Origin of the sequence: Rathayibacter sp. AY1B4 (assembly GCF_002932815.1) — a bacterium.
Taxonomy (GTDB): domain Bacteria; phylum Actinomycetota; class Actinomycetes; order Actinomycetales; family Microbacteriaceae; genus Rathayibacter.
Genome location: NZ_PSWN01000006.1, coordinates 1 through 12,003 on the forward strand (window position 1 = coordinate 1; position 12,003 = coordinate 12,003).

Here is a 12,003-nt window from a genome sequence, read left to right on the forward strand (position 1 = left end):
GGACGGGGCGGGCTCGGCGGCAGGAGTCGGGGAGGCGGTCGCCTCGATCCCTCTCGACGCCGGTGCGCCGACGGGATCGTGGGACGGCTCCCGCTGCGGCGGGCGTCCCGTCCTCCCGTGGGTTGCGCGCGTCGCTCCGGCATCGTCCGACGCATCCCCTCCGGCCACGGCCGGCACCGTGCTCCTCGGAGCGGCGCCGGAACCGCTGGACCGCCCCGCCGGATCGCCGTCCGCTGCACTCGTCCGGTCCGCGGCCTCCGGGTCCGTCTCCGGCCGGTCGGCGCTCGCCGCCGCTCCTCCGCTCGACGCCGGCGCAGCCGCCTCGGCCGTTGCGCGCTCGTCCACCCGCGCGGAGGCGTCCTCCGCCGCCACGAGCGCGCCGCCCCCGTTCCCGGACAGCAATACCGCCGCCCCGACGACTCCCGCGATCGCGAGTGCCGCCGCAGCGGACGCGGCGACGACCACTCCTGTTCCGCTGCCCGCTCTCGACGCTCGGACCGCCGATGCGCGGACCGCGCTCGACGCCCGGACCGCGCTCGGCAGCGGACCGGAGGCCGCGCCGGAGCCCCCGCCCGCCGCCCAGGCGGCTGCGCCGCTCACCCCGGCGGTCAGCGGCAGCAGCACCGACGCGAGGCGGCGCGCAGTGCTCTCGGCCTCCGCCAGCGCCTCCCGGCAGGAGAGGCACCCGTCCAGGTGCCGGTCGATGCGGTGCCTGTCCCGGACGGGGACGCGTCCTCGCGCGTACGTCCCCGCTCGCTCGAGCACCCACTCGCACTCGCCCGTCGCCGAGGCGTCCGTCACGTGCTCCCGGATCCACGCGGATCGCAGCCCCTCCCGCGCCCGCACCCCGAGCGCTGCGACCGCATTGGGCCGCAGGCCCATCAGCGGCGCGGCGGCGGCGGGGGACAGGCCCTCCACCTCCGTGTACCAGAGCACCTCCTGCCAGCGCGGCGGCAGCGCCCGGAACGCGCGCGCGCCCAGGTCGCGCTCGAGGGCGGCGAGGGCGTGCGCCTCGGGATCGGGGCCGGCAGAGGGGAGGGCGCGGTCGGCCTCGTCGAACGGCCGCTCGTGCCGGTCCCGCCGGGCCCAGGACCCCGCGACGTTGCGGACGGCGGTGAAGAAGTAGGGGCGGAAGGCGCCCTCGGGTCCGCCGCCGCGCTCGATCGCCCGCAGGACGCGGAGGAACGCCTCCGAGACCAGGTCGTCGGGGTCGGAGCTGCTCGCCCACGCACGGGCCACGGTTCGCCCGGCCGAGGAGTGGCGGCGCCAGAGCTCGGAGACGGCGTCGGTGCGGCCCTCCCGGACCAGCGCGACGAGCTCCTCGTCGCTGCGGCCGTCGACGCGCTCGGAGCGGCGTCGAGGACCCACGGCGACGCCCTCCCTCCCGGTCCCGCGCCGGGACCGCCCGAGGGATCGTCGCACGATCGCGCGTGCCCGCCCCCGACTGGCGCGACTCCCGCGCCACCCGGCCCGCTTGCTAGAGTGAGCCCGCCGCGACTGGCGTTCGGATGGGTGACCATCAGGGAGCGGCACCTCCTCCGGGGCAGTGCCCCGGACACTTTTCCCGCCGCACGCCTGGGCTGGAACGGATACCGTAGATCGGGTCGCCCGAACGAGCCGTGTCGCGCCGCCGCGACCTGCCGGGCCCCTTCCGTTTCCCAGCCAAGGAGCGTCCGTGTCCTCTTCCCCCGCCAGCCCCGGCGTCGCCGCCTCGTTCGACCAGCCCGTGTCGGTGGTCGACCCCGAGATCGCCGCCGTGCTCCAGCAGGAGCTCGACCGCCAGCGCGGCTACCTCGAGATGATCGCGAGCGAGAACTTCGTGCCGCGCGCGATCCTCGAGTCGCAGGGCTCCGTCCTGACCAACAAGTACGCCGAGGGCTACCCCGGCCGCCGCTACTACGGCGGCTGCGAGTACGTCGACATCGCCGAGCAGCTCGCGATCGACCGCGCCAAGGCCCTCTTCGGCGCCGAGTTCGCCAACGTCCAGCCGCACTCCGGAGCCTCCGCCAACGCCGCGGCGCTCGCCGCGCTCGTGCAGCCCGGAGACACCATCCTCGGCCTCGAGCTCGCGCACGGCGGCCACCTGACCCACGGCATGAAGCTGAACTTCTCGGGCAAGCTCTACAACGCGACCGCGTACGGCGTCGACCCGCAGACCTTCCGCATCGACATGGACGCGGTCCGCGAGAAGGCCCTCGAGGTCCGCCCGCAGGTGCTCATCGCCGGCTGGTCCGCCTACCCCCGTCAGCTCGACTTCGAGGCATTCCGCGCCATCGCCGACGAGGTCGGCGCGAAGCTCTGGGTCGACATGGCCCACTTCGCCGGCCTCGTGGCGGCGGGGCTGCACCCGTCGCCGGTGCCCTACGCCGACGTCGTGACCACCACCGTCCACAAGACGCTGGCCGGCCCGCGCTCGGGGCTCATCCTCGCGAAGCAGGAGTACGCCAAGAAGCTGAACTCGGCCGTCTTCCCCGGCCAGCAGGGCGGCCCGCTCATGCACGTGATCGCCGCGAAGGCGACCGCGTTCAAGCTCGCCGGCGAGCCCGAGTTCGCCGATCGCCAGGCACGCACCATCCGCGGCGCGCAGATCCTCGCCGAGCGCCTCACGGCGGCCGACTCGAAGGCCGAGGGCATCGACGTCCTGACCGGCGGCACGGACGTCCACCTCGTCCTCGCCGACCTGCGCGACTCGCCGCTGGACGGCAAGCAGGCCGAGGACCGCCTCCACGAGGTCGGCATCACGGTCAACCGCAACGCCGTGCCGTTCGACCCCCGCCCGCCGATGGTCACCTCGGGCCTGCGCATCGGCACGCCGGCGCTCGCGACCCGCGGCTTCGGCGACACGGAGTTCACCGAGGTCGCCGACGTCATCGCCGAGGCGCTCAAGCCCTCAGCCGACCTCGAGGCGCTGCGCGGCCGCGTCGCCCGCCTCACCGACGACTTCCCGCTCTACCCCGGGCTGTAGTCGATCCGCTGCACCACCCGCGCGGCGGAGGCCGGGGCACCGCCCCCCTCCGCCGCGCCACGACCGAGGAGCCCGAGATGACGGCACAGGTACTCGACGGCGTCGCGACGGCGACGGCGGTCAAGACGGAGATCGCGGAGCGGGTCGCCGCTCTGCGCGAGCGGGGCGTCGTGCCCGGGCTCGGCACGCTGCTGGTGGGGGACGATCCCGCCTCCCGCTCGTACGTCGCGGGCAAGCACCGCGACTGCGCGGAGGTCGGGATCGAGTCGATCCGCGTGGACCTCCCCGCGACCGCGTCGGCGGACGACATCCGCGCCGCCATCCGGCAGCTCAACGACTCGGAGGCCGTGACCGGGTACATCATCCAGCTCCCGCTGCCGAAGGGCATCGACGAGAACGCGATGCTCGAGCTCATGGATCCGGACAAGGACGCCGACGGCCTGCACCCCACCAACCTCGGCCGCCTGGTTCTCGGCGTCGAGGGCGAGCTGGACAGCCCGCTGCCCTGCACGCCGAACGGGATCGTCGAGATGCTGCAGCGCCACGGCATCCCGACCTCGGGCCGGCACGTCGTCGTCGTGGGCCGCGGGCTCACCGTCGGCCGACCGCTCGGGCTCCTGCTCACGCGGAAGGGCCTCGACGCCACCGTGACCCTCACCCACTCCCGCACGGCCGATCTCGCCGCGGAGGTGCGCCGCGCCGACATCGTGGTGGCCGCCGTGGGCGTGCCCGGGCTCATCCGCGCCGACTGGGTGAAGCCCGGCGCCGCCGTGCTCGACGTGGGAATCACGCGGGTCGAGAACCCGGAGACGGGCCGCGCGAAGCTGACCGGCGACGTCGCACCGGAGGTGGCGGAGGTCGCGGGCTGGCTCTCGCCCGTGCCCGGCGGAGTCGGCCCGATGACGCGCGCGATGCTCATCCACAACGTGGTGACGGCGGCCGAGCGCGCCCTGCGCTGACCGGCCCCGCGCCACGGGACCCGCGCCGGACCGCGCTCGGGGGCGACGTCCAGTCGCCTGCCGGTAGCGTGGCCCGGCGCTCTCGCGTCCCCCACCCCGTCGGACACGTCCTCGGAGCGCGCCCCGCCCCACGAGGAGAACCCATGCTCACCGTCACCGCCTACGCCGCCCCCTCCGCGACCGAGCCGCTCGTCCCCACCACCATCGAGCGCCGCGACGTCGGACCGCACGACGTGCTCATCGAGATCGCCTACTCCGGCATCTGCCACTCCGACATCCACACCGTCCGCGGCGACTGGGGACCGGTGGCGTACCCGCTGACCGTCGGCCACGAGATCGTCGGCGTCGTCGCCGAGGTCGGCTCCGAGGTCACCAAGCACTCCGTCGGCGACCGCGTCGGCGTCGGCTGCATGGTGAACTCCTGCCGCGAGTGCGAGAACTGCCTCGCGGGCGAGGAGCAGTACTGCCTGAAGGGCAACACCGGCACCTACGCCTCCGTCGACCGCGACGGCACCATCACCCAGGGCGGCTACTCCACGCACGTCGTCGTCGTCGAGGACTTCGTGCTCCGCGTGCCGGAGTCGATCCCCTACGAGGCCGCCGCTCCGCTGCTGTGCGCGGGCATCACGACCTACTCGCCGCTCTCGCACTGGGAGGCGGGCCCCGGCAAGCGCGTGGCCGTCGTCGGCCTCGGCGGGCTCGGCCACATGGCCGTCAAGTTCGCGCACGCGATGGGCGCCGAGGTCACCGTGCTCTCGCAGACCCTCAGCAAGAAGGAGGACGGCCTCCGCCTGGGCGCCGACCACTACTACGCGACGCGCGACGAGGCGACCTTCACCGATCTCGCGAACACCTTCGACCTGATCGTCAACACGGTCAGCGCGCCCCTCGACCTCGACGCCTACCTGGGGCTCCTGCGCCGCAACGGCACGATGGTGAACGTGGGCGCTCCGGCCGAGGCGCTGCCGCTGCACGTCTTCACGCTCTTCGGCGCCCGTCGCTCCTTCGCGGGCTCGGGCATCGGCGGCATCCGCGAGACCCAGGAGATGCTCGACTTCTGCGCCGAGAAGGGCATCGCGAGCGAGGTCGAGGTCGTCTCGGCGTCGCAGATCAACGAGGCCTACGAGCGCGTCCTCGCCTCGGACGTCCGCTACCGCTTCGTGATCGACGCCTCCACGTTCGAGAAGTGAGCGCGGCCGGGGCGCTAGCCTCGGCGGCATGAGCGAACGGAGCCACCCGGCCGTCGACCGCGTCCTCGCCGACCTCGACCGGCACGGCGTGCGCCCGACCGTGCGCTGGCTCGACTCGGCCGCGTCGACGGCCGCACTGGCGGCCGAGGCGCTGGGCGTCGACGCCGGCCAGATCGCCAATTCGCTCGTGTTCCTGCTCGACGGTGCGCCGCTGCTGGTCCTGACCAGCGGCGGCCACCGCGTCGACACCGCCTGGCTGGGCGTGCAGCTGGGCGGATCGATCACCCGGGCGCCGGCCGCGGAGGTGAAGTCCGCGACGGGCCAGACGATCGGCGGGATCGCGCCGGTGGGCCATCCCGCGCCGCTGCGCACCGTGGTCGACACGGCCCTCGCCGCCTACGACGTGGTCTGGGCTGCGGCCGGGCACGCGCACACCGTCTACCCGACGAGCTTCGCCGAGCTGGTCCGGGTCACCGGGGGAGAAGCGCGCGCCGTCGTTCCGCCGGATCCGGCGCCGTAGCGGCTGGACGAGGAACGCCCCCTGCGACACGAGGTCGCAGGGGGCGTCGACGGAAGCAGAGGTCAGAGCACGCGACCCGCGCCGTCGGCGGCCGTGACCAGGAAGAGCTCCGGAGTCGTGAAGCCCTTCTCGGCGAAGGCGGCGAGGACCGCGGCGCGGACCTCCTCCTCCTTCTCCACCGGAGTGAGGGCGATCGCGGAGCCGCCGAAGCCGCCACCGGTCATCCGGGCGCCGATCGCTCCGGCGCCGCGCGCCGCCTCGACGGCGGTGTCGAGCTCGGGCACCGAGATCTCGAAGTCGTCGCGGAGGGAGACGTGGCCGGCGTCGAGCAGATCGCCGATCGCCCGGGGACCGTGCTCGCGCAGGGTGCGGACGGTCTCGAGCACGCGGGCGTCCTCGGTCACGACGTGCTTCACGCGTCGGTAGGTGACGTCGTCGAGGAGCTCCTGGGCGCGCGGCAGGTCGTCGACCGTCAGCTCGCGGAGCGACGGCACGCCGAGGGTCGCGGCGCCGAGCTCGCAGGAGGCGCGCCGCTCGGCGTAGCCGCCGGTGGCGTGCGCGTGCTCGACGCGCGTGTCGACGACGAGCAGGACGAGCCCGGCCTCCTCGAAGCCGAGGGGGACGACCTCGGTGTCGAGGCTGCGGCAGTCCAGGAACACCGCGGCGTCGCGCTTCCCGAAGAGGGAGGCGGACTCGTCCATGATCCCGGTGGGGGCGCCGACCGCGACGTTCTCGGCGCGACGACCGACGCGGGCCATCGTCGCGCGGTCGAAGCCGAGGTGCCAGAGCTCGTCGAGGGCGACGGCCATCGCGCACATCAGCGCCGCCGAGCTCGAGAGCCCCGCGCCGACCGGCACGTCGGAGTCGACGTACGCGTCGAAGCCCGAGCGGGAGCCCAGGTCGACGCCGTACTCGGTGAGCGCCCAGACCACGCCGAGCGGGTAGGCCGACCAGCCGGTCACGGCGCCGGGGCCGAGCTCGTCGAGAGCGACCTCGACCACCTCGGGGGAGAAGGCGCTGCTGATCCGGATCAGGCGGTCCTCCCTCGGAGCGACGGCCATCGCCGTGGCGCGGTCGATCGCGAAGGGGAAGACGAAGCCGTCGTTGTAGTCGGTGTGCTCGCCGATCAGGTTCACGCGGCCGGGGCCGGCCCAGACGCCCGCGGCGGGGCGGCCGAAGGTGCGCTCGAAGGCGGCGGCCGCGCTCTCGGCGACGGCGGTCAGGGAGGCGGGAGCGGCGGTCATCGGTTCTCCTCGGCGATGTCGGCGGCGGTGGTGGCGGGAGTGGCGGCGCCGCCGGGAAGCGAGTCGTCGCTGTGCGCGGCGACCGGCAGCGCCGCGTCGGGGCGCTGTGCGATCCCGGCCTCGAGCACGGCCGCGTCGGCCCGCTCGATGGCCGCGCGCAGGGCCGCGGCGCTCGTCTCCGGAGCGATGTCGCCGATCCAGGCGCCCATCGCGGCCTCGCTCCCCGCGAGGTACTTGAGCTTCGTCTCGGCGCGGCGGGGCGAGGTGATCTGGAGCATCAGGCGCACCTCGTCGCGGCGCTCGTGCACCGGGGCCTGGTGCCAGGCGGCGATGTAGGGCGTCGGGGTGTCGTACAGGGCGTCGATGCCGCGGAGCAGGCGCTGGTACATCGCAGCCAGCTCGTCGCGCTCCTCCGGGGTGGTCGCCGCCAGGTCGGGGACGTGGCGGTGCGGCAGGAGGTGCACCTCGACGGGCCAGCGCGCGGCGAACGGCACGAACGCGGTGAAGTGCTCGCCGCGGAGGAGGACGCGCTCGCCGGCCTGCTCGAAGGCGAGGACGTCGGCGAACATCGACGGCCCGTAGCTGTCGAGCGAGGCGAGCAGACGGGTCGTGCGCGGCGTGACGTAGGGGTAGGAGTAGATCTGCCCGTGGGGGTGGTGCAGCGTGACGCCGATCGCCTCGCCGCGGTTCTCGAACGGGAAGACCTGCTGCACGCCGGGAAGGGCCGAGAGGGCGCCCACGCGGTCGGCCCAGGCCTCGACCACGGTCCGGGCGCGGGAGGCGCTGAGCGTGGCGAACGAGCCCTCGTGCTCGGGGCTGAAGCAGACGACCTCGCAGCGGCCGACGCTGGTCAGCGTCCGGCCGAGCCCGAGGGTGCGCAGGTCCTCCAGGGAGGCGGGCGCGTCCGCGTCCTCGAGGAGCGGGCCGAAGGAGGGGGAGCGGTTCTCGAAGACGGCGACGTCGTAGCGGCTGGGCACCTCCGACGGGTTCGTCGGCGACGCCGGGGCGAGCGGATCGAGCTCGGCCGGCGGCAGGAACACGCGGTTCTGGCGCGACGCGGCGATGGAGACCCACTCGCCGGTCAGCACGTCCTGGCGCATCCGCGCGGTGGCCGGGCGGGGGTCGAGGTGGCGTGCGTCGGCGGCGCGCTCCGGGGGGAGCGTCGTGTCGGCGTCGTCGAAGTAGAGGAGCTCGCGGCCGTCGGCCAGCGTGTGCGGGCGCTTGACGACGCCGGCGGAGAGTGTGATCGCTTCGTTCATGGCAGGAGTCAGACTAGGGCCGCACCTTCGAAAAGGAAAGCTCGTTTTCCCTTTGACAAGTCCACCGGCCCGCGGGCACGATGGGCGGATGAGGACGGACGGCGAGCAGGAGTCCACGTCGGCGATCGAGCGCCGGCTGCGGCTGCGTCTGGCCGCCGAGAGCTCGGGCTTCGTCGGGGTCGCCCCGATGGCCGACATGCTCGGGGTCTCGGTCGTCACCGTCCGCTCCGATCTCGCCCTGCTCGCGAGCGAGGGCGTCCTCCAGCGGGTGCGCGGCGGGGCGATCCCGGCGCCGAGACCCACCGGCGAGCGCTCGCTCGAGGAGGGCCTGAGCGCCGCCTCCGACGAGAAGGCCGCGATCGGCGAGGAGGCCGCCGCCTCCGTCTCCTCCGGGCAGAGCATCGTGCTCGACGTGGGCACGACCCCGCTCGCCATCGCGCACGCGCTCGTGGCGCGGGAGGAGCTGCGCGACGTCACGGTGATCACGAACGGCCTCTCCACGGCGCTGGCGCTCGAGCCGGCCATCCCGCGCTTCACGGTCGTCGTCACCGGGGGCACTCTGCGGCCGCTGCAGCACTCGCTGGTCGAGCCGCTGGCGTCCGAGCTGCTCGAGCGGATCCGCGCCGACATCGCCTTCATCGGCTGCACCGGCGTGCACCCCGAGGCCGGCGTCACCAACGTCAACCTCCCCGAGGCGACCCTGAAGCGCCGGATGCTGCAGGCGGCGACCCGCCGGGTCGTGGTCGCGGACTCCTCGAAGCTCGGAGTGGTCGACCTCGGCCGGGTCGCCGCTCCCGACGAGTTCGACCGTCTGCTCACGGGGGCGGGGGCCGCCGACGGACTCGTCGCCGCTCTGGAGGAGGCGGGGCTCGCGGTCACCCGCTGCCGGACGCTCGGCGAGCGCGTCAGTCCGTAGGATCGAGGAATGGCCGACTTCACCCCCGCCCCCGCCACCGGGCGCCAGTTCTCGCTCGACCTCACCGCCGAGGGACGCGCCCTGCACGCCGTCGTGACGGAGGTGGCCGCAGCGCTGCGCCACCTCTCGGTCGACGGAGTGGAGATCACCGCCTCCTACCCGGAGAGCACCGTCCCGCCGTTCGGCTCGGGCATCGTCCTGATGCCCTGGCCCAACCGCGTGAAGGACGGGCGCTGGCACCACCGCGGCGAGACGCTCCAGCTCGCGATCACCGAGCCGAAGTACCACAACGCCATCCACGGCCTCCTGGTGAGCACCCCGTACCGCCTCGTCGACCAGGGTCCGTCCTTCGTCGAGCTGGCCGCGCCGGTCGTGCCGCAGGCGGGCTACCCGTTCCACCTCGAGACCTCGGTCCGCTACGAGCTGCAGGCCGACGGACTGAAGGTCGTCCACCGCGTCGTCAACGTCGGAGCCGACGAGGCACCCGTCGCCATCGGCACGCACCCCTTCCTCGCCATCGGCGACGTGCCGACCGACGAGCTCGAGATCACCGTCGACGCGGCGGTGCACATCGAGGTCGACGAGCGCCTCAACCCCACCGTGCAGAACCCGGTCGAGGGCACCGAGTGGGACCTCCGCTCCGGCCGCCGCATCGGCGACCTGGAGCTCGACGACGCCTGGGCCGACGTCCGGATGGTCGACGGCGAGAGCGTGCACGGCCTCCGCGCCGCGGACGGCCGCCGCGTGCTCCTCTGGGCCGACGCCTCGCACAACTTCATCCAGGTCTTCATCACCCGGATCTTCCCCGACGGCGACGACGTGAAGACCGCGATCGCCGTGGAGCCGATGACCGCTCCCGCCGAGGCGTTCAACAGCGGGCAGGGCCTGCGCTGGCTCGAGCCGGGCGAGGAGTGGACCGTCGCGTGGGGCATCCGCCACGAGGGGTTCCCCACCGCGTCATGACCACCCTCGCGGCGGTCGGGCGCGACGACGAGGCCAAGCGCGTCGCTCTCGTCCGGATGAAGCGGCTCGCCACGGGCCTGCTCGTGGTGATGGCCGTCGTCTTCGCCGTGTCGTTCGCCCTGCAGGAGCGCTACCCGTGGCTGCAGTGGGTCCGGGCCGCGAGCGAGGGCGGGATGGTCGGCGCGCTCGCCGACTGGTTCGCCGTGACCGCGCTGTTCCGGCGGCCGCTGGGCCTGCCGATCCCGCACACCGCGATCATCCCGACCAAGAAGGACGAGATCGGCGCGAGCCTCGCGCAGTTCGTCGAGGAGAACTTCCTCCGCGGCGCCATCGTGCGCGAGAAGCTCGACTCCTTCGGGATCGCCCGGCGGGCGGGGCTGTGGCTCGCCGAGCCGGAGAACGCGCACCGGGTCGGCGGCGAGAGCGCCGCGGCCGTCCGCTCGGCGATCGCCCTGCTGGACGACTCCGACGTGCAGCGCGTGATCGAGGCGCTGGCACGGCGCCACCTCCTCGACCCGCAGTGGGGCCCGCCGCTGGGCTCGCTGGTGGGAAGCGTGGTCGAGGCCGGCCACCACCGGCGCCTCGTGGACACGCTGGTGGAGCAGGCGGAGGCGTGGCTGACCGCGAACCCGCAGAGCTTCACCCGCATGGTCAGCGGCCGCCTGCCGAGCTGGCTGCCCTCCGCGGTCAGCCGAGCGGTGGACGAGCGGTTGTACCGCGAGGCTCTCGTCTTCGTCGCCGCGGTGCGCGAGGACCAGGTTCACCCGTTCCGGATCGCGATCGACGGCTACCTCGCCACGCTGGCGCAGGATCTGGGCACCGACCCGGACCTGATCGCCCGGGTCGAGGAGATCAAGAACCGCGCCTTCGATAGCCCGCGCGTCCGCGAGCTCGCCGGGGACGCCTGGGAGGCGACGAAGGCCTCCCTCCTCGGCGCGATGGACGACCCGTCGAGCCCCCTCCGCGGCAGCATCGAGTCGATCGTGGTCGACCTGGGCCGCCGGCTCTCGACCGACGCAGGTCTCGCGGCGACCGTCGACTCCTGGATCGGATCGGTCTCGGCCAACCTGGTCGACCGCTACCGCACCGACATCGCCAGCATCATCGGCGACACCATCCACCGCTGGGACCCGCGCGAGACGTCCGAGAAGCTCGAGCTGCAGGTCGGGAAGGACCTCCAGTTCATCCGGATCAACGGCACCGTCGTGGGCTCCCTGGCCGGGCTGGTCATCTTCACCGTCGCGCACGCGCTGCTCGGCTCGTGAAGCGGGGCGCCCGGGCCCGCTCCGCAAGCCCTCGTCGACGTCGGTGGTCGGGCGTACGGTCGCACCATGAGCGATGACAACACCACCGATCCCGATGTCAAGACCGAGGGCGACGTCCTCGGGGCCCGTGCCGACGACGGCAGCGACACCAGCGCCAGCAAGGACCCGTCCGACTGGGTCACCGGCGACGAGCCGATGACCGGCCCGCAGCGCAGCTACCTCGACACCCTCGCGCGCGAGGCGGGCGAGACCCTGCCCGCCGACCTCACCAAGGCCCAGGCCTCCGAGCACATCGACCGCCTGCAGTCCTCCACGGGCCGTGGCGACGGCAGCAACGGGCACGACTGATCCCGTCGGGGCGCCCCGGGGCTGAGCATCAGTCCCCGTCGGCGCCCCCGTCCGGGGCGCGCACACCGCGCCCCGGCGTCCCTAGGGTTCCGTCATGGCGATCTCCCGCACCACGCGCAACGCCCTCGACCTCATCGACGCGATCCGGATCCCCGGCCGCATCGATCCCCGTCTGGCCCGGCAGGTGACCCTGTCCCTCCGCCAGCTCCTCGAATCCGGAGCCTTCGGCCCGAGCGAGCGGCTCCTCCGCCGCCGCGCGAGGAGGCTCCGCTCCCGCACCCGCGAGGCGGCCGCGTTCCGGCAGACGCGCCCGGCCGGCTGCACCGTCCAGCCCTGAGCCCGCTGAACGGAGTCGCTCCGCTGTGACCGGCGAC

The 12,003-nt window shown here is 74.0% G+C and carries 12 protein-coding genes; 9 read left to right on the plus strand and 3 right to left on the minus strand.

All coding sequences use genetic code 11. The features are described from left to right. Positions 1-1,368: sigma-70 family RNA polymerase sigma factor (locus C5D66_RS05350; protein WP_104326814.1), on the minus strand; the 1,368-nt coding region annotated here is incomplete at its 3' end. A 307-nt stretch (positions 1,369-1,675) separates the two neighbouring features. On the opposite strand from C5D66_RS05350, the gene glyA reads away from it, so the two are divergent. From glyA to C5D66_RS05370, 4 genes are all read left to right on the plus strand, one after another. Next, positions 1,676-2,965, plus strand: a complete 1,290-nt coding sequence (glyA, locus tag C5D66_RS05355; protein WP_104224723.1) for a serine hydroxymethyltransferase — start codon at positions 1,676-1,678, stop codon at positions 2,963-2,965. A gap of 77 nt (positions 2,966-3,042) precedes the next feature. Beyond that, the gene (locus C5D66_RS05360) at positions 3,043-3,924 is read left to right on the plus strand and encodes a bifunctional methylenetetrahydrofolate dehydrogenase/methenyltetrahydrofolate cyclohydrolase (RefSeq protein WP_104227279.1); all 882 of its coding nucleotides are present in this window, start codon (positions 3,043-3,045) and stop codon (positions 3,922-3,924) included. 143 nt (positions 3,925-4,067) lie between these two features. Then, positions 4,068-5,114 carry an NAD(P)-dependent alcohol dehydrogenase gene (locus C5D66_RS05365; protein WP_104233905.1) on the plus strand — a complete coding sequence of 349 codons (1,047 nt, stop codon included), beginning with the start codon at positions 4,068-4,070 and terminating at the stop codon, positions 5,112-5,114. Positions 5,115-5,142: 28 nt separating this feature from the next. Continuing rightward, positions 5,143-5,634, plus strand: coding sequence for a YbaK/EbsC family protein (locus tag C5D66_RS05370; RefSeq protein ID WP_104256410.1), 492 nt, complete (start codon positions 5,143-5,145; stop codon positions 5,632-5,634). Positions 5,635-5,696: 62 nt separating this feature from the next. Here C5D66_RS05370 and galK read toward each other — a convergent pair whose 3' ends face one another. Next, positions 5,697-6,878, minus strand: a complete 1,182-nt coding sequence (gene galK, locus C5D66_RS05375) for a galactokinase (RefSeq protein ID WP_104256411.1) — start codon at positions 6,876-6,878, stop codon at positions 5,697-5,699. Continuing rightward, positions 6,875-8,137 (minus strand): galactose-1-phosphate uridylyltransferase, encoded by a 1,263-nt coding sequence (galT, locus tag C5D66_RS05380; RefSeq protein WP_104256412.1) that lies wholly within the window; start codon positions 8,135-8,137, stop codon positions 6,875-6,877. The genes galK and galT overlap by 4 nt, the downstream gene beginning before the upstream one ends. 88 nt (positions 8,138-8,225) lie before the next feature. Here galT and C5D66_RS05385 point away from each other — a divergent pair, with 88 nt between their 5' ends. The 5 genes from C5D66_RS05385 to C5D66_RS05405 all read left to right on the plus strand — a co-directional run bounded on the left by C5D66_RS05385 (position 8,226) and on the right by C5D66_RS05405 (position 11,966). Beyond that, entirely contained in the window at positions 8,226-9,053 is an 828-nt protein-coding gene (locus C5D66_RS05385; protein ID WP_104256413.1) for a DeoR/GlpR family DNA-binding transcription regulator, read from the plus strand. A 9-nt stretch (positions 9,054-9,062) separates the two neighbouring features. Then, positions 9,063-10,016, plus strand: a complete 954-nt coding sequence (locus C5D66_RS05390) for an aldose 1-epimerase family protein (RefSeq protein WP_104256414.1) — start codon at positions 9,063-9,065, stop codon at positions 10,014-10,016. Beyond that, positions 10,013-11,281 carry a DUF445 domain-containing protein gene (locus C5D66_RS05395; RefSeq protein WP_104256415.1) on the plus strand — a complete coding sequence of 423 codons (1,269 nt, stop codon included), beginning with the start codon at positions 10,013-10,015 and terminating at the stop codon, positions 11,279-11,281. The genes C5D66_RS05390 and C5D66_RS05395 overlap by 4 nt, the downstream gene beginning before the upstream one ends. Before the next feature lie 66 nt (positions 11,282-11,347). After that, complete coding sequence (locus C5D66_RS05400; protein WP_104224714.1) at positions 11,348-11,629, plus strand: DUF3072 domain-containing protein; 282 nt, start codon at positions 11,348-11,350, stop codon at positions 11,627-11,629. 94 nt (positions 11,630-11,723) lie between these two features. Continuing rightward, positions 11,724-11,966 carry a hypothetical protein gene (locus C5D66_RS05405; RefSeq protein ID WP_104256416.1) on the plus strand — a complete coding sequence of 81 codons (243 nt, stop codon included), beginning with the start codon at positions 11,724-11,726 and terminating at the stop codon, positions 11,964-11,966. Positions 11,967-12,003: the final 37 nt, after the last annotated feature.

Excerpts from the sequence above, each read along its gene's own strand:
- galT (WP_104256412.1), bottom strand. The coding sequence starts at position 8,137 with ATGAACGAAGCGATCACACTCTCCGCCGGCGTCGTCAAGCGCCCGCAC.
- C5D66_RS05405 (WP_104256416.1), top strand. The coding sequence starts at position 11,724 with ATGGCGATCTCCCGCACCACGCGCAACGCCCTCGACCTCATCGACGCG.
- C5D66_RS05360 (WP_104227279.1), top strand. The coding sequence starts at position 3,043 with ATGACGGCACAGGTACTCGACGGCGTCGCGACGGCGACGGCGGTCAAG.
- C5D66_RS05385 (WP_104256413.1), top strand. The coding sequence starts at position 8,226 with ATGAGGACGGACGGCGAGCAGGAGTCCACGTCGGCGATCGAGCGCCGG.
- C5D66_RS05370 (WP_104256410.1), top strand. The coding sequence starts at position 5,143 with ATGAGCGAACGGAGCCACCCGGCCGTCGACCGCGTCCTCGCCGACCTC.
- C5D66_RS05365 (WP_104233905.1), top strand. The coding sequence starts at position 4,068 with ATGCTCACCGTCACCGCCTACGCCGCCCCCTCCGCGACCGAGCCGCTC.
- C5D66_RS05390 (WP_104256414.1), top strand. The coding sequence starts at position 9,063 with ATGGCCGACTTCACCCCCGCCCCCGCCACCGGGCGCCAGTTCTCGCTC.
- C5D66_RS05400 (WP_104224714.1), top strand. The coding sequence starts at position 11,348 with ATGAGCGATGACAACACCACCGATCCCGATGTCAAGACCGAGGGCGAC.
- C5D66_RS05395 (WP_104256415.1), top strand. The coding sequence starts at position 10,013 with ATGACCACCCTCGCGGCGGTCGGGCGCGACGACGAGGCCAAGCGCGTC.
- galK (WP_104256411.1), bottom strand. The coding sequence starts at position 6,878 with ATGACCGCCGCTCCCGCCTCCCTGACCGCCGTCGCCGAGAGCGCGGCC.